The organism is Pantoea phosphatilytica, assembly GCF_051025615.1.
Taxonomy (GTDB): Bacteria; Pseudomonadota; Gammaproteobacteria; order Enterobacterales; family Enterobacteriaceae; genus Pantoea.
Genome location: NZ_JBPFDF010000001.1, coordinates 1,037,905 through 1,060,453 on the forward strand (window position 1 = coordinate 1,037,905; position 22,549 = coordinate 1,060,453).

Consider the following 22,549-nt stretch of genomic DNA (forward strand, 5'->3'; position numbering starts at 1 on the left):
AACTGCAAGAATAAGAGATACACTTTATGTGCGGTTCGCGGCGGGGCGATGAAAGCCTGAGCAGTGTGCGTTAAATCCCCATAAAAAGTGCGGCATTTAATGTACTAATAAAACTTGCATTAAATGGCATAGTCAGCCACCCTTAAGTGTAACTGCAACTGATACTAATACTTTTCGCCACGGCGAACAGGAGAGACTGGAATGATGAGTGACGCCTTTATTCACGATTTAATCGACTGGATTGATAACAACATCGAAGCACGTCTGGATCTGGATACCGTTTCAGAGCGCGCCGGTTACTCCAAGTGGCACCTGCAGCGCATGTTCAAAGAGCACACGGGCTATCCACTGGGTGAGTACATCCGCGTGAAAAAGCTGAAGAAATCAGCCGACCGCCTGACCAGCACCGACGAACCGATCCTGAACGTAGCGATCTCCCTGGGCTTCGACTCCCAGCAATCCTTTAATCGCAGCTTTAAACGTCAGTATGGTGTCGCACCCGGTGCATGGCGTCGACACAGCGGGGACTCGCACGCCGCATAACCTCGCCAGGGCCAGCCTGTCTGGCCCGCGCTTTTCTCTGCGTGTAAAACTGGTATCATCTGCATCCTGTCGTCACGGATGCCATTATGTCAAAAAAACTCTGGATTGGACTTTTCCTTGTCCTCGCGGTCTGTTTCTACGGCCTCAAACCCTGGCTGAATCGTGTTTCAGCACCCGCTCAGCCCGATATCGCTACCCTGACCGATGCCCGCACGGTCGCGCGCTGGGTACTGCAGCATCAGCATTTACCGGACTACTACCTGACGAAAAACGACGCGCGTAAGCGTGGCTGGAAGCCGGAGAAAGGCAACCTGTGTGACGTGTTGCCCGGCAAAGCCATCGGCGGCGATCGTTTTGCGAACCGTGAAAAACGGCTGCCCACGCGGGCCGGACGTCAGTGGTATGAGGCAGATGTGAACTATCGCTGTGGTCATCGCGATGCCGATCGGCTGGTCTACTCCTCCGATGGCCTGGTGTTTCTCTCGACCGACCACTACCGCAGTTTCAGACAGGTACCCTGATTATGCTCAGCCTGACCTTCGACCTGCGTCAGCTCACCACACGCGCCGCCTTTTATCAGCAGTTTGCTGAGCAGAGCGGCTGCCCGGAGACCTTTGGTCATAATCTGGATGCGCTGTGGGACTGGCTGACCGGCGGAATGGCGCTGCCTGCCACGCTGCGGCTTCAGCACGCTGACGCGCAGCAGCCCGATTTAGCGCCGGTGCTGGCGCTGCTGGAGGAGGCGGCGCAGTCGCTGGAGGGCGAACTGCGCCTGATTATCGACTAGGCGCGCAGCGGCTTAAGCAGGGCAACCAGCGCGTCACGCGCCGTGCGCGGCAGGTCGCCGCCGCCGGTGTAGCCGTTGTTCTCGATGATCACCTGATTCAGCCCGACCAGCCAGTCGTAAATGTAGTAGGCGGTGTGGTTGGCCGGGGCGGCTGGGAGGCGGGTCAGACGCTGACCGGCTCCGAAGCTGACGCTGGGCGCAGGCGGACGTGAGAAGATCACCTGACCACGATTCACCCGGCTGGCGGGCCGTTCAGTTTCAGGGCGCTGTAAAAAGCCGAGCCAGGCGACGAAATCCCCCAGCACCGTCATCGCCCGCGTCACCTGACGGTCGGCACGGGATTCATGACTGACGCTCTGCGTGTCAGGCTCATGCAGCGCCTGCTGCAGTTTTTGCGCGATATCGGTGCGGAATCCGGCCGTGATCAGCTCCTCAACCAGCCACTCCATCGTCGCTTTATCCACATTCAGCAACGCCAGCAGGCTGCGGTTCTCCGGCAGCTGACGCAGATGATCGAGCCACAGCAGCATCACCTGGCGCGGAAACTGCTGCGCGCCCGGCAGACTCTGACGCGGCTGAGCCGGTGCTTCGGCCGGGCTTTCGCTGAACAGGTCAAATTCAAACCCGATTCCGAACTGATTCTCCGGCGCCTGCAGATTGGCCGGTTTGCTGCCAGGCAGGGCCGACTGATTCAGCCACAGCTGGCGCAGTGCCTCGCGGGGCGGCTGCAGACGTTCCAGCAGCTCACCATGCAGGCCGGTACGATGCTGCAGACACTTCAGCAGCGTGTCGGCGATATTCTGTTTGCGGGCTGCCTGTTCCGGCGTGGCTTCCGCTTCGGTCCACGGCAGTAAGCGGCGCTCAACCACGGTATGCTGGATCTGTGCCAGCTGTGCCAGCAGCATCTCACGGCGGGCTTCCGGCTGCATCTCATCCAGTAACCAGCTCGCCATGCGGTCAACACCCGCGCGATCCAGCGCCAGCATCGATCCCCAGTGCTGACCGGGCTGTCCCATCTGACGCTGCACGGCTTCATCCACGTTAACCTGCTGATGACGGGCATCGAAAGGGGTGATGGCCCAGATCAGGCGCGGTTTCCCGGCGGACTCCTGCGCGGGCTGCTGACGCTGCCATTCACGCAGCGACTCGCTCACCAGGCTGGCATCCTGACGCTGGCTGGCCGCGGTGCAGACCAGCAGCAGATCGATCGCCTGACGGGTGGCGTAGAAGCCGGGCAGCAGCGCGCGTTTCTGCTCCAGCAGCTGCGCCCGCAGCGGATCCTGCTGACGCAGGCGCTGCCGGTCGTCCAGCACGGTCGCGTCCGCGGGCTGGCCGGGCGCGGGCAGATCCAGCATGTCGGCATCATCGTAGAGCGCGGTGCGCGGCGTGGAGCAGAGCGGTGCCAGCACTTCCAGCGTCAGCAGAGCCAGCAGGCCCAGCGGCACATTCTGCGCCTTGCCGATGCGGTTGCCGTTCAGCGGGCAGACTTCCACCAGCTGCTGCGGATCCTGCTCACTGGCAGGCACGATCAGCTGCTCAGCCGGCAGCAGTGAGGCATCGGTGAGCAGGCTGAGAGGCGCGAGCAGACGGCTGCTGTTGCGCAGCTGATGACGCAGATGCAGCAGGCTGCGCAGCATCTCGCTCAGGGCCGGTTGTGCAGGCCAGAGCAGCGAAAAGAGCTGGACGCGATCGTCCACGCTCAGCCAGGGCGCCAGTTCAACCGCCTGCGGCCAGAAGTGGCGGTCAAGGCGGGCATCGTAGTGCGGACGGCGACGGCACCATGACCAGAGCGTCACCAGCGCATCGCCCTCCAGACCCGCCAGCGGCGTCGCCAGACGATGGCGCTGCAGGCGCTGCAGCGTGCTGTCAATCTGCGCGGTGTCGGGCGCGTTCTCACCGGCACAGGCGACCATCAGCCGAACGATCTCCGCCTCATTCAGCAGCGCCAGTTCAACCGGCCACTCGCCGGATAGCGGCTCGCGCTGATGGCTGAAGCGGGTCGCGGTCGCAAAATCCAGGTTGCCGGGATTGATATGCTGAAACCAGCTCAGCTGCTTGTCGCCCATACGGGTCATCAGCTGGCCCTGAGCATCAGCCACCATCTCATTCAGCAGCCAGGCTTTCCCGGCCTGCGACTGACCAAACAGCGCCAGCGTTACCGGACGGGCCACCTGCTGCGCCAGCGCCTGGGTCTGCACACGCGCCTGACGCAGTTGCAGCGTCAGGGTTTCCGCTTCCAGCGCCAGACGCGGCGACTGCTCACGGCTCTCTTCAATCCAGGTCAGGCTCTGATTCAGGGCATCCTGCAGCAGGTTAAGGCGTTTTGCCAGCGTCTGCGGCTGGCGGGGTTTCAGGGCTTTCATCGTTTACATACGCTCCCGCTGTCAATCCAGTATTGCGCATTGGCATTGCCGGTGGCCGACAGGGTATTCAGCTTCAGACTTAACTGCTCCAGCGGCACGCGGGTGCCATCATCCAGACGCGCATCGCTCAGCACCAGGTTTTCCGGGCCGGTCGCGCCAGGGCCAGCTTTCACCGCCAGACGGATACGCAGCACGCTCTCCCCGGCCACTTTACGCGCCAGGGCGGCGTCGTTCAGCGTCAGGCTGTAGAGCGGCGAAGCGGGCCAGCGGTCGTTATCGAGCTGGCGGAAGCCCAGGCAGACGTTGCCGCGGATACGGAAACTGCTTTTTTTATCCAGCGCATAGCCCGGATCGTCGAGGTCAATTTCGCTGTAGCAGAGATTCTCATCGCTCAGCGCCTGGTTTTCGTCGAGCATGCCCAGGTAGCGGATCGTCGAATAGGGCTCAAAGTCGCCCGCGCGGAACCAGAAGCTGCTGAGGCGCAGATCCAGCGCCAGCAGGCAGAGCATCGCGCCCACCGCTGCGGTCGATTTCGGGTTATCGATGCGGCCATGTTTGTTAAACGGATACCAGTCGCTGGTGTGATAGCCCTCCAGTGACAGAATACGGCTGCCAGGCAGCGGCTGCAGATGACGCACCAGCGCCTGAATGCCGGGGAAGCGCGACGGCCGCCCGGTCAGCAGCAGCACGTCACACTGATAGAGTGAAACCACTTCACACATTGAGCGCAGGGCCGGAATGATCGCCATGCGGTGCTGCATAAATTCGCCGTGCAGCTGCGACAGGCTGACTACCAGCGGCACCTGCAGCAGGTCGAAGCGGCTGTGACCGCCCAGCTCGCGCTGGATCTCGCCGTTGACAAAGGCGAGGACCGCGTCGCCCGGCGCCTGTCCGACCAGCTCGCCAAACAGCGCGTTGATTTCGGCGTGGCTCTCCAGCGGGTCCCAGTTCTCGTAGCGCTCCAGCACAGCCTGCGCCAGCGGAATAAAGAGCTGTAACGTCACCTGCTGGCGCAGCGTAGCCTGACCATCCATACGGCTGTCGTGACCAAAAAGTTTGTTCATCAGCGGATCGGTCAGGGTCAGGCCCGCTTTCTGCAGATGCTGCTGCAGCGCCGGGAGGATCCACAGCTGAATCACATCCAGCAGGATATCGTCGCCCGCTACCTTAAATCCTTCACGGAACAGCAGTCGCGGCGTGATTTTTACGTTGTTGCCCTGACCATCATCCAGACGATACTGGGTAATTGCCAGATCGGTGGTGCCGCCGCCGATATCGATCGAAGCGATGCGCAGGCTTTTGCCTGGCAGTTCGTCCGCCTCGCGCGGGCGATCCGGGCGTGCCATGCTGCTGAAAAAGTCTTCGGCGCGACCGGCAAAATTGACCTGGGTTTCGTTAAACAGCCAGACCATCTGGCCGCAGGTTGCCTCATCCCACTCCATCTGTACATCCGGCAGCGGTTTCGGGCTCTGACGCGGCAGTGCCGGGGCCAGCTCGTCCTCTTCGGTCAGCCAGCCTTCGGCTTTCCAGACCAGCGCCAGCGCCTCCTGCATTCTGCGGCGGAAGATTTCGCGCTCCGGTTTCGGCATCGCCGAAGGCAGCGTCAGGATGACATGGCGCAGCTGACGCGGCGCGTGGCTCTGCGGCATCCGCTGACGCTGAGCAGCACTGTTCATCTGCATCAGCGCCTGCGCCAGCAGTTCGCACAGCATAAAAGTCATCAGTGAGCTGCGGCTGTAGTGGGGTGAAAAGACCGGCAGGCGCTCGTCCGGCGACAGCGTCGAAAGCGGCTGGCCTTCGTCGTTGAGCAGAGTAGTAAAAGGTGCGGCATAGGCCAGCGGCTCACTCTGTTCGCCCGGCGTATTAAAGCGCCAGCCTGGCTGATAGCGCGCCTCATCCCAGAGATAGCGGCGCGGGCTGGAGAGGCCGGTGCTGCCTTCCAGGCCCACGCGCTGCAGCGCCAGACGGCTTGCTTCACGTCCGACGCGGGTCAGAGAGGGCCACATAAAGGCCTGCTCGCGCCCGCTCTCCAGCGAGAAGTTCGCCTTGCCAAAGCGGGCTTCAGCAAACTCCAGACGGCTGTCGAACAGCTCGTTGTAAACCTGATGCGGCTGGGAGAGATCGCGCAGTTGCAGTTCATAGGTCTGCTTCAGCCCGTTGCTCTCTTCGGGATGATCTTCTACCAGGATGCCGCAGGTATGGGAGTTACCGACATCGAGAATGATGTCGACGTTGACGGCCGGGGTCTGCAGCGTGGCGGCCTGAATGTAGATTTCGCTGAGGTCGAGCTGCTCGCCCAGCAACTCCAGCAGGTTCAGATAGTGTGCCTGATATTCAAACTCGCGAAGCGCCTGATTGATTGCCTGTTCACGGCGGTCGGAGACGCGATCGGTAAAGGTTTCCCGCAGCCAGCCGTCAACCCAGGTGAGATCGAGAAAGTCACCCAGTTCGTAGTTGTGCCAGGCGAGCGCAAAGGTCACGCCATTCTGCGCGTCGGCGGAAGTCAGACCGAGCTGTTCACCGCCATCCTGCTCCGCGACACAGCGGGTGTCGAACGCCAGGCTGACGCGATGGGTGTTGCCTGCCGCATCAGGCGTGGGCAGGGCGACCAGACGCATCCGCGCCCAGTTTTCAGGGCCGCCGATGAAACGGCGTCCGCTGGCACAGCGCAGCATGGGCAGCGGCAGCCAGCAGGCGGACAGGAGAGTGAGCGAGTCGGCCAGCGCGATATCGGACTCCGGGCGCACCACTTCTGCTGCACCACCATCCTCCGGGTAAAGCAGGAACTTACCGCTGTTGCCGTCAACATGCAGGCGCAGCAGCGGGCCATTGGCTGTCTGGCGCACAAACTGACGGCGCGCCGGGGTGGCGGAGAGTTGCAGGCCGAAATCCAGAAACTGTACGCCGCTGTTTTCAATCAGCGTAATTTTTTGTTTGTCATCGATCAGGGGAGCCAGCATCGTTATTTACTCTCACGCTTAATCGTCATCGGGAAGATCCGGTCTTCTGCATACTGCGCTTCACACACTGCGGCACCGATACTCGCGTGGCAGACCAGCAGCGGCATACGGTAGCGCGAACTGTTCTGGCACTTCGCCGTGTAGCGGCTTTCGATCACCAGATTGCCGGCGCTGGTCATGGCCGCGCTGACATCCGCTTTGCAGCTGGTGTTGCCCTGGGTGACCTGCACGCTGCCTTTGCCATTTTTAAACTGGAAACGCATCACTGGCGGTTTACCGGTTGGCGTCGGCATCTGGTCGATCGTGACGCGCCAGCGTCCATCAATGACCTGCACCTGACCTTCGCGCACCGCATCCGGTGTGACGACCAGATCATCAGGCCGGGCCGGAACCGCAGGCGTGACCACACTGGCAAGGGTAGCAGATGAGGCGGCCGGTGCGGCTTCAGCCGCTGTGACGCTGGCCGGTTTCTGCGGCAGCGTTTCGGGAAGTTTTTCCGCAGCGGCCATCACGGCAGGCGGGGCGACAGCGGGCGTGGAGGCGACCGGTGCTGGCGCAGAAGCCGGTGCTGACGCAGAAGCCGGAGTCGCCGTGGGTTTCGCACTGACTGTCGCACTGTCAGCCGGCGTTTCGGACGCGGGACGATGCAGCAGCACCGCTACCGTGACGGCGGCCGCAATCGCCACCGGTGGCAGCAGATACCAGATACGGAAACGGCGGCGGGCCGGAGCGGGTACGTTCTGCACCGGTTCAGGGGTCAGCACCACCGGCTGCGGTTCCGCCACTTCTTCAGGTGCCGGTTCCGCTATCAGGACGGGTTCAGCGACCACGGGCGCGGCAGGCTGCTCAGGCAGCGGCTCAACCAGCGCGACCGGCAGATTTTCCTCCAGCGTGTCGCGCAGGCAGGCCAGCGCATCATCGCGGCTGCGTGCCTGGGCATCGACAAAGCCCCAGAAGGTGATAACCGGTTTGCCATCCACCAGATAGACATATTGCTGATCGGGAAACTGCAGGGTTTTGCTCAGCAGCGCACCAAACAGCCGCATGGAGGGGTTCTCTGCCGCGCGCGCGCGCGTGCTGAGATCCTGCATATCCTGCTGGCAGGCGGTGAGCTGTTGCAGGGCTGCCCGACGTTCATGATCGCTCGCGCCCAGCCAGGATTTCACCCGGCCGCTGAAAGGGGCGTACCAGTCGAGGCGGTCGCCCCGTTCATTGGCCTGCGGGATCGCCAGGCAATCTGCCAGTGCGCTCTGACGGCGCAGACGCAGCGTTTCACGAATTTGCAGTGCTGAGGCGTAGACCGGCTGGCCGTTTTCACCTAGCGCCAGAACAGCATCCAGTTTACCGCTGCGCAGAAAAGTTTTTGCCACCTGTTGGGCCCTTATCGGTCGTTGTCTGAGGCAGAAAATCGCGTGTTATCGACGATTAAATTGATTTTACGCCGGGCAATGACAAATCAAACGGCAGAAAAGGGGCTAAATCCACTGTTTTTTTCACGGGCTGGCGTAAAAATAATCGAAATTTCAGTCACAATGCGATCTTCAGCCCGTTTTGCGCACCAGCAGCAGGTGAGCGAGAGCACCTCCCGTCAGCCCCCAGAAAGCGGGTCCGATGCCCAGCAGCGACACGCCCGACGCGGTGATCAGAAAGGTGATCAGCGCGCTGTCGCGCTCGGCTGGCTGTTCCAGCGCCCGCTGCAGGCTGCCGCCCAGGGTAGCCAGCAGAGCCAGACCGGCGAGTGCCTCGATCAGCACCGCAGGCAGGGCGCTGAACAGCACGGCGATCAGCGCGCCTGACGCCCCGGCCAGCAGATAAAACGCTCCGGCCAGTGCTGCCGCCCGCCAGCGTTTCTGTGGGTCGGGGTCCACTTCCTCGCTCATGCAGATGGCGGCGGTGATCGCAGCGACACAGACTGAAAACCCGCCAAATGGCGACAGCAGCAGCGCAGTGAGCCCGGTCCGGGTCATCAGGGCAGAGACAGGCGGACGATAGCCGTACGCCTGCAGGGTCGCAATGCCGGGGGCATTCTGCGACGCCATCGTCACCAGAAAATAGGGCAGAGCCGTGCCCAGCAGCAGGGGGAGCGTAAAGTGCGGCATGATCGGCTCCGGCAGCGCCAGCCTGACCGCGTGCGGCGGAAAGTGGATGGCCTGTTGCGCCAGGGCGACCACAATGCCTGCCAGCAGCGTCACCAGGATGGCGTAGCGGGCCAGCCAGCGGCGGGCCAGCAGCCAGGCCAGGCACATGCTGCCGCATAAGAGGAAGTTGCTCTGTAGGTCGGCAAAGGTCTGCAGCCCGAAGCGCAGCAGGATACCTGCCAGCATTGCCGCCGCCAGCGAGGCGGGGATATGGTTCATCAGACGGGCAAAGAGGCCGGTTACGCCGCAGAAGACGATTAGCAGGTTGGCGAAGACAAAGACCCCGACCGCCTCATTCAGCGTAACGCCGTGAAAACTGGTCGCCAGCAGTGCGGCTCCTGGCGTTGACCAGGCAGCGAGCACCGGCATGCGGTAGCGCAGCGACAGACCCAGAGAGACGATCCCCTGCGCGAGTCCAAGCACTGACAGCCAGCCGCCGATCTGCGCGGGTGTAGCCCCTGCCGCCTGAAACATCTGGTAGATAATTGCGCCGCTACTGCTGTAGCCGACCAGCACCGCAACAAAGCCGGAAACCAGCATCGGCAGGGTAAAAGGGGCCTGATCCGTTCTCATACATGCCCTCTCAGCAGGTTGTACGCTATAACGCACATGATGGCATGGTGCGCTATAACGCACAAGTGTTACACTGCCAGCCTCTCTTTTACAACGCTGGCAAACAGGAGTCAGAATGGCGGATTTTCAGCAACACCTGAGCGAGGCGCTCAGGCAGTTGCGTCAGGCCAACGGCTGGAGTCTGACGCTCACGGCGGAGCGGACCGGCGTCAGTAAGGCGATGCTGGGGCAGATTGAGCGCGGTGAGTCGAGTCCTACCATTGCCACGCTCTGGAAGATCGCCACCGGATTTAACGTTCCTTTTTCGTTTTTTATCGACTCCCGGGTGACGGCCTCTGGCACCGCGCCAGGGTTCAGTCAGCCTGACGCCGGGATGGCTGTGCGGCCCTTGCTGCCCTACGATCCACAGCTCCGGTTTGAACTGCTGGCGGTGGAGTTGGCTGCGGGTGCGCAGAGCCACTCGTCGCCCCATGAAGCGGGCTGCGTGGAGCAGGTGGTGGTCATTGAGGGCGAACTGCTGCTGGCGGTTGGGGAGGTCTGGCGACGTCTGCTCGCAGGTGAAGCGTTCCGCTTCGGAGCCGATGTGCCGCACAGCTACCGCAATCCGCTCAGTACGCCGCTGCGCTTTCACAGCCTGATTCACTATCCCTACCGCCCCGACGTTACAAATTGATACGGGCGCAAACTACACAGTTTACCTTCGTATCTCTATACTTTTGCTGATTAACAGAGAGGGACAATGAGCGATCTGACGGATTCTGCTGCCACGCTGCGTATGCTGACAGGTAAGCTGGCGCGCCGCCTGCGCGAGTCGGCACCGCCCGGTGAGCTGACCTGGTCACAGGTGGCGGTGCTGGGCCATCTGGTGCGCGACGGAGCCATGACAGTGACGCAACTGGCGGCGGCTGAGGGCGTGCGGACCCAGTCAATGGGCGCGACCGTAGCCGGTTTACTGGCGGCGGGCCTGGTGACAGGCGAGCCCGATCCCCATGATGGCCGCAAGACCTGTTATTTTCCTACGCCTGCAAGCCTTGCGGTCATTACGTCGAGCCGGGCGATGCGTGAAGACTGGCTGGTGCGGAGGCTGGAGGCCCGGCTGAGTCCGCCAGAACAGCAGCAACTGATCGACATTCTCCCTCTGCTGCAACGACTCGCTGACGATTAACCCTGAGGATCCAAGATGGCTGTAACCACACTTGATGCAAAAACTGCACTGATTGTTATCGACCTGCAACATGGCATCGTGGCGCTGCCGCTGGTGCATGCACCCGAGCCGGTAATCGAACGTTGTGCCGCACTGGCAGAGGCCTTCCGCGCGCATCAGTTGCCGGTGGTGCTTGTGAACGTGGCCGGTGCGGCACCAGGTCGCACTGAGCAGGGAGGCCACAGCGGCGAACTGCCAGCCGACTGGGCTACACTGGTTCCGGCAATGACGCCTCAGCAGGCCGATCTGACCGTGACGAAGAGAACCTGGGGTGCGTTTCACGGCACGTCGTTGCATGATGAGCTGCAGGCGCGGGGCGTCACGCAGGTAGTGATTTGCGGAATTGCGACCAGCATAGGCGTAGAGTCTACTGCCCGTCAGGCCTATGAATTAGGTTACAACGTCACGCTTGCCACCGATGCGATGACCGATCTCAACGCCGATACCCACCACAACAGCATCAGCCTGATCTTCCCGCGCCTGGGTGAAACCGGCAGCAGTGAAGAGATTGTGGCGCGCCTGCAAACGGCTTAACGTCTGCGCGATCTGCGCTGCAAAAAAACTGTCCTGCCATTCATCATGGCAGGACAGACAGAGCTGACTTCAGTCACCGGTTTCAGAAGCTGAAACGATAACCGGCATTGATCTGACGCTGATTGAACCGCTGGCCGGTTGTCAGGTCGGCCTCCAGATAAAAGTTATGGGTATTGTGCAGGCTGGCACTGATGCCTAATCCGTTGTTCCATCCGTTGCCGCCAAAATCACTCTTCTCTTTGGAGCCATTCAGGGTGTAGTTCATGCTGCCGGAGAACTCGCGCACCATACCGGTTTTGGCATACAGATTGTAATTAACCCCCTGGTGCTGCTGGCTGAATCCAGCCAGTACACTGACGCGTCCCATCACGGAGTGAGTATCTTTGTAAGCGATAACCAGACCATTGTTTGCCCGTGTCTGGGCGCCTTTCTGACGACCTGCCGTAACCTGTGCCTGAGGTTCCAGATAGAAACCCTGACGATCCGGGGAGAAGGTAAAGCGTTTCCCGGCTTCGACAGACGCGCTGATACCGGTGGATTTTGCCTGGGCGGAAACACGATTCTGCTGGCTGTCTTTGACATTAAACTGATTGCTCAGGCGATTGATTTTCACAACCTGATCGATGTAGAAACCCTCATCGGTTGCCCAGGTGAGATATCCCCCAACGCTTTCAGATCGGGTTGTACCCTCACCACCCCGATAGTGTGGTGAAGCATGGGTGACGCCCATAAACGCACCGACCCGCAGGTTTTCATCTTCGGTCAGGTTTTTATCGACCCCAAACTGAAACCCGTTATAACTTATGGCAAAACCGCTGAGTCTTCCGCCAGAGAAGGCGTCCAGCTTCCCGCCTGTGCCGCGCAACCAGACATTACCGTGGGCATTGTTCTGGCGAATATCCCCCAGACGCTGAAGCAGTGTCTGTGTTTCGACATAATTCAGCAGATAGCCGATATGCAGGAAGTTACCCCCCGCGTCGGCGGTAGTTGTCAGGGTTTTGTCCGGTTTATTTATTTCAGGCGCAGGCTGAGGCGCTGGTTCTGGCGCAGGCTCTGGCGCAGGCTGAGGTGCTGGTGCAGGCTCTGGGGCAGGTTCCGGCGCAGGCTCTGGGGCTGGTTCTGGCGCAGGCACAGGCGCTGAGCCGGAAGATGCGAGAACCCAGTCTGTCCCCGATTTACGCACGGAATAAAGATAGCCGCCTAACTCGACATCAGAATCGGAAGAAAAATTCGCGACACCGTCGGCTGTCTCGACAACAGTTAACTGTTCATCACCGGTGGTGGCCAGCGAACCCTGATTCAGAAAAGAGAGGGTATAGTCACCGGCGCTACTTTTCGTCACGATCAGTTTGTCGCCGTTATTATTGACTCCCGCACCCTCACCAACCAGATTAACGCGCATGTTAAAATGACCACTACCCTGCAAATCGGCCACGCTCAACGTTGTATAGCCCGGGGAAGAGGCCGCCCGCGTAAAATCAACGTTGCTGTTGTTCAGTGTTAAAGCGTCCAGATTTGAATTGTCACTGACATACCAGACACTGTTATCCAGGGTTGCATTTAAATAACCCCCGTTAATATTGTCGCTAAACGCCGCGCCTTCCCAGAGAGAACCTGGCTGTAAATAGAGGTCAATCTGGCCGCCATTCGAATTAACAGAGCCAGTCATCTCTGTTCGGGCGTTAACATTTATATGGCCGGGTGCATAGCCCGGATTGTATTTCGTCGTCAGAGCAAACGAACTGGCTGAAGGCATTTTAATCGTCAGATTACCGGTCAGGTCGACGGTGCCATCGGCCTGTGCAAATACAGCCCCTATGGTTGATTGGCTGCTGATAGAAAGATTATTGCCCGTAATGTGGCCACCGAGCAGGGACCAGAGTCCCACATTTTTTGCGGAGATATCGGTCTCATCCAGATTCACAAAAGAAGAGACAGTCTGGGCTGAAGCGGCATATGAACCACCCGACGAAATAGTATTCCGTTTATCCGCTGTCCCCTTAAAGTTAATGACGGCATGAGTGCCACTGGCAACAACGCCTCCGGCAAGTGCAGAACTGACGTGGCTGTCAGCGCCAATATTGGTGACGCCATCCCCCCGGACTTCCAGAGCGATAGCCTCCTTTCCCGATGTGGTGAGCGTCAGATTATCTGCGGTGAGATTACCAAAACTCCAGATGCCGGTTGAGCTCTCGCCAGACGTAGTAATCTGCGTCCCTGAACCTAAGTCGACGTCTGTTTTCGCCTGAAGTTCGAGGCCGTACGAGAAATCGCCCCGGGTGGTAACCGTCAGTTTATTAGCCCTGAGCCAGGTGGGATTGTCAGAGGGTGTGCCGTTTAATGAATCGATATTAATACCACCGCTGCGATCGCCGTAGGTAGAGAGGATGCTGTTACTGCCCAAATCAGCATGGGTTCCGGGGTTGGAAATCGAGAGGGCTGCTCCGTTTCCTCCGTGGGTAGTCACCGAAAGCGCGTTTGCCTGAAGTGAAGAACCCTCTCGCAGGCTGATTCCGTAGGCTGCCGGATATTCAGACTCAATCCCGGTCACAGTGATTTGGCTCCCGCTGCCCAGATCAGCCGTCACGCTGCTGCCCGTGAGAGCCAGACCGCTCGCCTTATTACCCAGCACATTCAGGGTGAGACCATCTGCGTTCAGCACGCTTTTTCTTCCCCAGATCATGATGCCGCGCGCATAATTTTCTTCATCTGTGACATTTATTACTGAATTTTTTCCCAGTTCGATAACGCCAGTGTCCGGATAGGGGTTAATTATTCCATACAAACCGCCGGAATAGCGTTCATCGCCCGTCAGCGTATCACCGTCATTCATCCTGATATCAGTGCCATACTGGCTGCCAATATTTTCTCCCATTGTCGACCCGCTGATAATTAAACCTGTAACGAGAGCCAGTGGCGTTAAATGATATCTTTTTATTAAGGCTGGTTTTTTCATTTTTATTCTTCCCTGTTTATATTTTTCGTCAGTAATGATGCTGTTCAGGTTTGTTTTGTTAAGCCTGAACCGGGGGTTTAAATTGACGATAATTTATCAGGAAAAAAGCCAGCGCCTGCGACTTTAAGCGCGGCCTTGCTCTCTTTTTATTCCAAAAAGAGAGTGAATTTGAAGGGGTAGTTAATTGAATGCGTTGCGACGTTAAAACAGGGGGTATTCCGGGAATGATGTTTAGAGTAAATAGTCTTCGGGCCTGAGCGGTACTATCAGAAATTAAATGAGGCGGGTTAAGATTAACCCGCTCATTTATTAACGGAACGCGTAACCTAATGTCGCACCCAGGCTGTAATTGCGGCCAGGCGCGGATTCGAAGTAGCGACCATTACTTTCATTCACAATCACAGAACCTGCATAGTGCCGGTCAAACAGGTTATCGACCCGTCCATACAGATCCAGCGTCCAGTTCTCAACCTGCCATTTGTAACCACTGTTCAGTGCGGCAACGGTATAGGAGGGGGTATTGACCCGGTTCTGATCTTCCGCGGCAATCTGGCTCAGATAACGCACCTCGCTGCCCGCGTAAAAACCCGTTTCCGGCAGATAACCCAGTCCGGCGTAAACCATGTTGCGGGCGATGCCGGGGATCCGGTTGCCGTCACAGCTCTCGCTGCCGCAGGCGTTGCTGCGATAACGCGCATCCAGCAGGGTGTAGGCCATCTTCAGTCGCCAGTCCCAGGCAAACTGCTGATCCAGGCTTAGCTCCAGGCCGCGACGGCGGGTCTGACCGGCATTCTTATAGGTCGTCCGTCCGCCGCTGCTGGCATCCGACACAATCTCATCGCGGGTGTCGGTCTGGAACAGCGCCGCACTGATCAGCCCGTTGCCGATACGTTTCTTGCTGCCCATTTCCAGCGTGTCGCTGGTGGCGGGTTTCAGACCCAGATTCAGGCCTGTGGCGTTGTCTGAGCGGTAAGAGAGCTCGTTGATGGTCGGGGTCTCAAAGCCGCGTCCGGCGGAGATCCACGCATTCCAGCTGGGATCAAAGGCGTACTTTAGCGCCGCAGCGGGCAGCCACTTGTGGTAGCGCGCCTCGCCGCTGTCGTCGCCGTTTCCGGGCCGGATATAGAAGTCATTGGAGTCAAAGTTCACGGTACTGAAACGCACGCCGGCATCCAGCGATAGTTTGTCCGTCAGCTGCCAGCCGGTCTGGAGATAGGGGTCCAGCGTCCACATCAGGTTGCGCTCGTTGCGGCGCAGGTTGCCCTGTTCGCCCAACTGCGTCACTCCGTTGCTGACGGTAAAGTTTTCATAGCCTTTACGCCGTTCGCTCATGGTTTCGTAATCGAGCCCTGCGGTCAGTGCCACCGGAATCGACAGCAGCGTATCGCGATGGGTCCAGCGGCTATCGACACCCTGATAGTGACGGGTCAGGGCGATCACGCCTCCGGGATGCGCAGGATTGCGCTGAACCGCGGCGGGAATCGACTGGAACTGCGTGGTTTCCCGCATCCCCGCGTAGAGCATCACGCTGAGGTCGTCGTTCTCACTCATCTGGCGCTGATAACGCAGGCCGCCCTGGGTCTGATCCACCGTCTTGCGGGTGTTGTAGAGCGAAACGTTACTGACCACCTGGCGCGGGTTGTCCCGCCACTGCGCCTCGGTTAATCCGCCCGGATCCTGCGCGTCGATGTGAACGCTGTTAAACAGTAGCGTCAGGGTGCTGACATCATCGATCCGCACGCCGAGCCGGGCATTGCCGAGGTTCTTCTGCGCCGCGCTGTGGTCCCGATAGCCGTGCGTGGTAAAGCGTGAAGCCGACACAGTGTAGTTCACATCGCCGGCGTGGCTGCCATCGCCCGTCGCGCCGCTGGCTTTGATGCTGTTGCGCCAGCTGCCATAGCTGCCGTACCAGCTGCTGTATTCGAGTGTGGGGGGCTGCTGACCCTGCTGAGTCGTCACGTTGATGACGCCGCCTGAGGCGTTGCCATAGAGCGCAGAGAAGGGGCCGCGCAGGACTTCAACGTGATCGATTGAGCCGATGTCGATATTGGAGGTCTGCGCCTGACCATCCGGCATGGTGGCCGGGATGCCATCAACGTAGATGCGTAAACCGCGCACGCCATAGGTTGAACGCGAGCCAAAGCCGCGCATCGACAGTTGCAGATCCTGCGCATAGTTCTGCCGGTTCTGTATCTGCAGGCCCGGCACACCGCTGAGGTTTTCCGACAGGTTGACGCGTGGTGCAGCCTGACGCATATCCTCGCCGCTGACCACGCTCAGGGCCGCCGGGGTGTCGAGTTCGTTAAGCCCGTTTTCCGGCGGGGCAGCCGTGACGACCAGGGTATTGTTGTCATCCGCCGCCTGCAGCGACAGCGGTAAGAGTGCGGGCAGCATCAGCAGCGTTGCCCGTCGCAGAGAAATTATTTTCATTATGAATGGCCTGAAAAAGAGAGCGGTAATGAACCAGCCGGAACAATCGCCGCGTATGGTAAGGGTTTGATGCGCCGGGGTATACCGTTTCGGGCTGGATTTTTTTACCGTTTACCGCCAGGCTGGAATCCATCGTTTGCAGTAATCACGCGTCCGATTTGCCCGGATGCAGAGAGACAACTTACGGGAGTCAGCATGAAACAACCTGAAGTCGCGGTTCTGGGATTAGGCGCAATGGGGCACGCATTTGCTGCCAACCTGCTGAAAAAAGGCTTTCGCGTTAACGGCTGGAACCGCACCCGCGCACGCGGCGAGGATCTGCTGGAGGCTGGTTTAACGCTGGCTGATTCGCCGGAAGAGGCGGTGCGTGATGCGGATGTGGTGATCGCCATGCTTGCCGACGGCGACACCACAGAGCAGGTGCTGCATCAGGCGAAAGCGGCCTTTAAACAGGGGGCAACCCTGTGCCAGATGGGTACCATAGGGGTTGAAAAAACCGACGCGCTGATCGCCTTTTTCGCCGAACAGCGCCCGGACCTGCTGCTCATCGACGCCCCGGTTTCCGGCACCAAAGCGCCTGCGGAGAACGCGCAGATCCTGGTGCTGGCCAGCGGTGATCAGAGCCGGGCGCAGGCGGCAGAAACGGTGTTCGCCGCCATCAGTAAAGGCACGAAGTGGCTGGGCGAAGCGGGTAAAAGCACCCGGATGAAGCTGGTGATCAACAGCTGGCTGATTGGCCTGATGCAGAGTCTGGCAGAGAGTACCCGGCTGGCGGATCAGTTTGGCTTCTCCACCGACGATCTCTGGCAGGTGCTGGAGGGCGGACCGCTGGCGGCGCCTTATGCGAAAATGAAGCTCGGCATGATTGCCAGCGACGACTACACGCCGCAGATGCATCTGGTCTGGGCGCTGAAGGATGCGCGGCTGGCGCTGGATGCGGCAGAGACCCCGCTGCCGGCGCTGGACAACATTGCCCGGCTCTGGGAGCAGGCGGTGGAGGCCGGACACGGTGAAGAGGATCTGGCGGTGATCTACCGCTACCTTGGGGCGCAATGAGCCAGCAACCCATTGCGTTTCAGTCGCGTCCGCTGGTGCCGCTGGCGCACGATTATCCGCACGGTGCCAGCGAACCCTGGCATTATCGTAAAGTTTTCGCTCCTGTCACGCGTTTAACAGGTATTTTTACGAAAGCTCATATGGCCGGGGAGGTGCTCAGGCCAGCACCTGGATGTCAGATCGGGGGCTGGAGATTGTGAGTATCGTTCAAGTAATACGCCCACTTTGTGGGCTTATTATGGGATCGCGAGCCTTTCAGATGTCACCGTATAATGCTCAAAATTAAAACAGTTAATGCCGTTATAAGGTAGCAAAGGCCAGCGGACATCCACAAACGTGAGAAAATTATCATCCAGTTGCTTACTGTCAGGTTGTTATCACTGAAAAAAGAATAAGCAGGATTAGGATAGCTAAAAAAGCGAATTTGCTTTTTTTTGTTTAAATTAATAAAAAATCTGCATACCTGGTAGACACCAAAAAAACCAACCATGTGATAAAAAGAATAGGGCGGGGGGAATTGATATCGCTCCAGAAACAGTGAAATTAGTTTTTCATATTCTTTTTTGTGATAAGCATAAAAAAAAGAAAGAAATCAAAATTATTGCACTACCTGAAAGGGCAAAGATTAAACCCATTCTTGAAATGTAAAATTCAGTCACCTGTAAACCCCAGTAAATAATTCACCGTTTTTTCGCCGGCTGTACTACCGATATAACCGCCGACCATGGAGCCTACAGCTGCACACGCTACGCCTCCTGCACCTGCGGTGGCTATGCCTATTGCTGCACAGCCCAATAGACCGGCAGAACCGCCCCATGCTCCGATAAACATCGCACTACCCGTACCAACAGCAAACTTTGTGTAGTCTCTTACCGCAATTTTACCACACTCATTTTCACGTCCTTTTAAACAGGCATTAACGACATCGTTACTTGTTCCGGCAAAAGCAAATCCAATACCGATATATCCTCGAGCCTTCAGGAATCGAGCCGCCCTGGCCGCATTACCGACATAATAGGAATAGCCCGGAATACCGCTTATCCCCGCAGTGGACCACTCATGAACAATCGAACGGCTCGAGAGGTTTAACGCCCGTTTCATGTTCTCATAATTCTGGAATTTGACGATATTCCGACTGAGGGATTTTAATAGCGGTTTGTTAACTAATTATTTTAACTGATGTAACAGCTCTTTGCGCTCCACAAAGAACTGCTGGCCGATCAACGTACCCTGGGTACGAAATTGATTCTGATAGCTGACTTCAATTTTTTTAGTGTCTGCTCAATAGCATTAAAATACTTTTCACCGGCATCACCTGCAGTGCTGAAAATCTTGTCCCCTGCACCCGTCAACGCAGCAATCGTTCCATAATGTTTTTGCATGAAACTGGCGTCATCGCTGTTGATGCCTGTAAAAGCCGCATTGGTCTTGTTTTTTGCCTGTCGGAGTGTCGTCAGTATCTTTATTGTCAGAGGGGCTGGCGTCTCCGTGTCAGCAACAATCAGAATTTGCCCGGGTTTCAGATAAGGAGTGTCCGCATTGAGTTTCATAAAGAGACTGGCGGCTGGGGAACGGACATCCCTGAAGAGTTCTCTTGCCTGATATTCCAGACTACCCGCTGTTTGCACTATACAATATCCTGGGGCTAAGTTACGCGACATGCTTCCGTGCTCCATCAGTTTTAGTGCCAAAAGGATGGATTCTGATAAGCCAGAACCTGAAACAAAGATAAATAATTTTACATCGTTACGCAAAGGCAAATATAAAGTTCTATGGTACGGACTGAGATCAGTTTCAGGTCCGGAAATAAATTACCTTCGGACTTTAATTCCTTCATCTCAATACCTGCTTTATGAATAGAGCCGTGCAGGACAACTCTCTCTCGTGCGGGTTTAAACATCACCAGAATTATTCGCAGATCCAGTATCGGGCGACCTCAATGCGCACAGAAGCATACAGAACAACACGCGGCGTGCGGGGACGTTTGATGAATCCGCCGGGCAGGGTTAGCATGGTCGGCTGTTTATCCGGGTGGACTTTTATGCTGATTTTTGACGGTCACAACGATCTGCTGCTCAACCTCTGGCTGCATCATCGCGATGCGCCCGCGCGTGCGTTTTATCAGGGGATTGAGCGGGGGCATCTCGATTTTCCGCGTATCCGGCAGGGTGGCCTGGGCGGCGGGCTGTTTGCGATTTTTGTGCCGCCGCAGGCGTACATTGCGCAGACCGCGCCCGCCCGCGCCGGTGAGCCTTATGAACCGCTGACCATTATGTGGCAGCAGTTGCAGATCCTGCAGCAGCTGGCTGATGAGTCGGGCGGCCGGGCACGCCTCTGCCGCAGCGTGGATGAGATCGCCGCCTGTCGCGCCGCTGGCGTGCTGGCAATGGTGGCCCACATCGAGGGGGCGGATGCGCTGGATGAGGAGGGCGAACAGCTGCAAGCCTTCTGGCAGGCGGGCGTGCGCAGCATCGGGCCGTTCTGGAATCTGCCTAACCGCTTTGGTCAGGGCGTCAGCGGAACCTTTCCCGGCTCACCTGATACCGGCCCGGGCCTGACCGCCGCCGGTGAACGGCTGATTCAGCAGGCAGGCCAGCTGAAGATGATGATCGATGTGTCGCACATGAACCTGCAGGCGTTCACCGATACTGCCCGGCTCTTCCGCGGACCGCTGGTTGCCAGCCACTCTAACGCGCATGCCCTCTGTCCGCAGCCGCGCAACCTGACCGACGATCAGCTGCGGGCGATCCGCGACAGCGGCGGTCTGGTTGGCATCAATTTTGGCAATGCGTTTCTGCGCGCCGATGGCAAACGCGACGCTGACACGCCATTAACAGAAATTGTTAAGCATTATGATCACCTGTTGACGATAATGGGCAGCGACCATGTCGCCTTTGGCTCTGATTTTGACGGCATTACCCCCCCGGCTGCGCTGGGCGATATCAGCGGAATGCCGCGATTGCTCGCCGCTTTCCAGGAAGCGGGCTATGATCAGACACTGACAGAGAAACTGGCATGGGGAAACTGGCAGCGGGTTTTACGACTGACCGGGCTGTGATAACAATTTCCTTACGTTCCGGGCTTGATCCTGACGCGCCATTGGCGCACCATCTGCCTGGAATTTGTGATGGCGGTCTCATTTAACGCCGGTAACGCTGATTTCAGGCAGCTACTATACTGTTAATAAAGAGGAAATAACTCATGTGGAAAAAACCAACTTTCGTTGATATGCGTCTCGGTCTGGAAGTGACTCTCTACATCTCCAACCGTTAATCGTTCTGCCCGCCCTCTGAGCGGGCATTTTTTTTCAACTTCTGGTTTTCCTCTATGTTTATCAAAATCCTCGGTTCAGCCGCGGGTGGCGGGTTCCCGCAGTGGAACTGCAACTGCGCCAACTGCCACGGTGTGCGTAACGGCACGATTCAGGCCCGCCCGCGCACACAGTCGTCAATCATCCTCAGCGATAACGGCACGGACTGGGTGTTGTGCAACGCCTCGCCCGATATCAGCCAGCAGATCCTGCATACGCCAGAGCTGACACGCCAGGGCGTGCTGCGCGGCACGGCGATCGGCGGGATTATCCTGACCGACAGTCAGATCGACCATACCACCGGACTGCTGAGCCTGCGCGAAGGCTGCCCGCATCAGGTGTGGTGTACACCGGAAGTGCATGCCGACCTCAGCAGCGGCTTCCCGATTTTCCCGATGCTCTCTCACTGGAACGGTGGTCTGCAGCACCGGCCTGTCGCGCCACTGACGCCGTTCAGCGTGGATGTGTGTAGCAATCTGCGTTTCACCGCGATCCCCATCATCAGCAATGCGCCGCCTTACTCGCCCTATCGCGACCGGCCGCTGCCAGGCCACAACGTGGCGCTGTTTATCGAAAACCAGGCGAATGGCCAGACGCTGCTCTATGCGCCGGGTCTGGGCGAGCCTGATGAAGTGATCCTGCCGTGGCTGCAGAAAGCGGACTGCCTGCTGATTGATGGCACCGTCTGGCAGGATGATGAGCTGCTGACCACCGGTGTGGGTCACAACACCGGAAAGGCGATGGGCCACCTGGCGCTGGCGGAAGAGCAGGGACTGATGGCGCTGCTGGCGTCGCTGCCGGCAAAACGTAAGATTCTGATCCACATTAACAACACCAATCCGATCCTCAACGAGCAGTCACCGCAGCGTCAGTTCCTGACGGCGCAGGGAATAGAGGTGAGCTGGGACGGAATGGCGATTCACCTTCAGGGCTAAATCATGCAGATCACGCAAACGCTCTCCCCGCAGGCTTTTGAACAGGCGCTGCGCGACAAAGGCGCTTACTACCATATTCATCATCCCTATCACATCGCGATGCATACCGGTCAGGCCACGCGCGAACAGATCCAGGGCTGGGTGGCGAACCGCTTTTACTACCAGACCACCATTCCGCTGAAAGATGCCGCGATCATGGCCAACTGCCCCGATCCGGCCACCCGGCGTAAATGGGTGCAGCGCATCCTCGACCACGACGGCAGCAACGGCGAAGAGGGCGGCATTGAGGCCTGGCTGCGGCTGGGCGAGGCGGTGGGTCTCACCCGCGAAGCGTTACTGTCAGAGCAGCATGTGCTGCCGGGCGTGCGCTTTGCGGTGGATGCTTACCTTAACTTTGCCCGCCGCGCCAGCTGGCATGAGGCGGCCTGCAGCTCGCTGACGGAACTCTTCGCGCCGCAGATCCACCAGTCACGGCTCGACAGCTGGCCGCAGCACTATCCGTGGATCAAAGAAGAGGGCTATTTCTACTTCCGCAGCCGCTTAGGTCAGGCGAACCGCGACGTGGAACATGGACTGGCGCTGGCGCTGGAAACCTTTACCACGGCGGAGACGCAGAATCGTATGCTGGAAATTCTGCAGTTTAAGCTCGATATTCTATGGAGCATGCTGGACGCGATGACGATGGCCTACGAGCTGAAGCGTCCGCCTTATCACACCGTCACCGACAAGGCGGCGTGGCACACCACCCGACTGGTATAAC

17 protein-coding genes and 1 pseudogene are annotated in these 22,549 nt (G+C 58.5%); 11 read left to right on the forward strand and 7 right to left on the reverse strand.

Going from position 1 to position 22,549, the window contains the following annotated elements; translation table 11 throughout:
• Positions 1–201: 201 nt before the first annotated feature.
• The 3 genes from ACR6AS_RS05210 to ACR6AS_RS05220 all read left to right on the forward strand — a co-directional run bounded on the left by ACR6AS_RS05210 (position 202) and on the right by ACR6AS_RS05220 (position 1,330).
• Positions 202–543 carry a helix-turn-helix domain-containing protein gene (locus tag ACR6AS_RS05210; protein WP_009090299.1) on the forward strand — a complete coding sequence of 114 codons (342 nt, stop codon included), beginning with the start codon at positions 202–204 and terminating at the stop codon, positions 541–543.
• Between the two features lie 86 nt (positions 544–629).
• Positions 630–1,064, forward strand: coding sequence for a ribonuclease domain-containing protein (locus tag ACR6AS_RS05215; protein ID WP_111142028.1), 435 nt, complete (start codon positions 630–632; stop codon positions 1,062–1,064).
• A gap of 2 nt (positions 1,065–1,066) precedes the next feature.
• Positions 1,067–1,330: a barstar family protein gene (locus tag ACR6AS_RS05220; RefSeq protein WP_111142027.1), complete on the forward strand. Its 264-nt coding sequence runs from the start codon at positions 1,067–1,069 to the stop codon at positions 1,328–1,330.
• Here the strand turns inward: ACR6AS_RS05220 and ACR6AS_RS05225 are convergent.
• The 4 genes from ACR6AS_RS05225 to ACR6AS_RS05240 form a co-directional block, all read right to left on the reverse strand.
• Positions 1,327–3,693, reverse strand: a complete 2,367-nt coding sequence (locus ACR6AS_RS05225; RefSeq protein ID WP_434161344.1) for a virulence factor SrfC family protein — start codon at positions 3,691–3,693, stop codon at positions 1,327–1,329. The two genes, ACR6AS_RS05220 and ACR6AS_RS05225, sit on opposite strands and share 4 nt — an antisense overlap.
• Entirely contained in the window at positions 3,690–6,653 is a 2,964-nt protein-coding gene (locus ACR6AS_RS05230; RefSeq protein ID WP_367395472.1) for a virulence factor SrfB, read from the reverse strand. Before ACR6AS_RS05230 ends, ACR6AS_RS05225 begins: the two co-directional genes overlap by 4 nt.
• Before the next feature lie 2 nt (positions 6,654–6,655).
• Positions 6,656–8,023: an SrfA family protein gene (locus ACR6AS_RS05235; protein WP_367395473.1), complete on the reverse strand. Its 1,368-nt coding sequence runs from the start codon at positions 8,021–8,023 to the stop codon at positions 6,656–6,658.
• 171 nt (positions 8,024–8,194) lie between these two features.
• Positions 8,195–9,364: a benzoate/H(+) symporter BenE family transporter gene (locus ACR6AS_RS05240; protein WP_434161346.1), complete on the reverse strand. Its 1,170-nt coding sequence runs from the start codon at positions 9,362–9,364 to the stop codon at positions 8,195–8,197.
• A gap of 115 nt (positions 9,365–9,479) precedes the next feature.
• Between ACR6AS_RS05240 and ACR6AS_RS05245 the strand changes: the two genes are divergently transcribed.
• From ACR6AS_RS05245 to ACR6AS_RS05255, 3 genes are all read left to right on the forward strand, one after another.
• A complete protein-coding gene (locus ACR6AS_RS05245; protein WP_111142150.1) occupies positions 9,480–10,037 on the forward strand; it encodes a helix-turn-helix domain-containing protein in 558 nt (185 codons plus the stop codon).
• A gap of 66 nt (positions 10,038–10,103) precedes the next feature.
• The gene (locus ACR6AS_RS05250; RefSeq protein ID WP_293769970.1) at positions 10,104–10,529 is read left to right on the forward strand and encodes a MarR family winged helix-turn-helix transcriptional regulator; all 426 of its coding nucleotides are present in this window, start codon (positions 10,104–10,106) and stop codon (positions 10,527–10,529) included.
• Between the two features lie 15 nt (positions 10,530–10,544).
• Positions 10,545–11,102 carry an isochorismatase family protein gene (locus ACR6AS_RS05255; protein ID WP_111142148.1) on the forward strand — a complete coding sequence of 186 codons (558 nt, stop codon included), beginning with the start codon at positions 10,545–10,547 and terminating at the stop codon, positions 11,100–11,102.
• An 82-nt stretch (positions 11,103–11,184) separates the two neighbouring features.
• Here ACR6AS_RS05255 and ACR6AS_RS05260 read toward each other — a convergent pair whose 3' ends face one another.
• Both ACR6AS_RS05260 and pqqU read right to left on the reverse strand, forming a co-directional pair.
• Positions 11,185–14,058: an autotransporter outer membrane beta-barrel domain-containing protein gene (locus tag ACR6AS_RS05260; RefSeq protein ID WP_434161348.1), complete on the reverse strand. Its 2,874-nt coding sequence runs from the start codon at positions 14,056–14,058 to the stop codon at positions 11,185–11,187.
• A 309-nt stretch (positions 14,059–14,367) separates the two neighbouring features.
• Complete coding sequence (gene pqqU, locus ACR6AS_RS05265; RefSeq protein WP_434161350.1) at positions 14,368–16,488, reverse strand: TonB-dependent receptor PqqU; 2,121 nt, start codon at positions 16,486–16,488, stop codon at positions 14,368–14,370.
• A gap of 69 nt (positions 16,489–16,557) precedes the next feature.
• On the opposite strand from pqqU, the gene ACR6AS_RS05270 reads away from it, so the two are divergent.
• Positions 16,558–17,544 carry an NAD(P)-dependent oxidoreductase gene (locus ACR6AS_RS05270; protein ID WP_255562732.1) on the forward strand — a complete coding sequence of 329 codons (987 nt, stop codon included), beginning with the start codon at positions 16,558–16,560 and terminating at the stop codon, positions 17,542–17,544.
• Positions 17,545–18,195: 651 nt separating this feature from the next.
• Here the strand turns inward: ACR6AS_RS05270 and ACR6AS_RS05275 are convergent.
• Positions 18,196–19,205, reverse strand: a pseudogene (locus ACR6AS_RS05275) (hypothetical protein).
• A 380-nt stretch (positions 19,206–19,585) separates the two neighbouring features.
• Here ACR6AS_RS05275 and ACR6AS_RS05280 point away from each other — a divergent pair.
• From ACR6AS_RS05280 to pqqC, 4 genes are all read left to right on the forward strand, one after another.
• Complete coding sequence (locus tag ACR6AS_RS05280) at positions 19,586–20,602, forward strand: dipeptidase (RefSeq protein ID WP_434161352.1); 1,017 nt, start codon at positions 19,586–19,588, stop codon at positions 20,600–20,602.
• A gap of 143 nt (positions 20,603–20,745) precedes the next feature.
• Complete coding sequence (gene pqqA, locus ACR6AS_RS05285; RefSeq protein ID WP_010245082.1) at positions 20,746–20,817, forward strand: pyrroloquinoline quinone precursor peptide PqqA; 72 nt, start codon at positions 20,746–20,748, stop codon at positions 20,815–20,817.
• 54 nt (positions 20,818–20,871) lie between these two features.
• On the forward strand, positions 20,872–21,789 hold the full coding sequence (gene pqqB, locus ACR6AS_RS05290) for a pyrroloquinoline quinone biosynthesis protein PqqB (protein ID WP_288495278.1): 918 nt from the start codon (positions 20,872–20,874) through the stop codon (positions 21,787–21,789).
• Between the two features lie 3 nt (positions 21,790–21,792).
• Positions 21,793–22,548 (forward strand): pyrroloquinoline-quinone synthase PqqC, encoded by a 756-nt coding sequence (pqqC, locus tag ACR6AS_RS05295; RefSeq protein WP_111140337.1) that lies wholly within the window; start codon positions 21,793–21,795, stop codon positions 22,546–22,548.
• Position 22,549 lies beyond the last annotated feature (1 nt).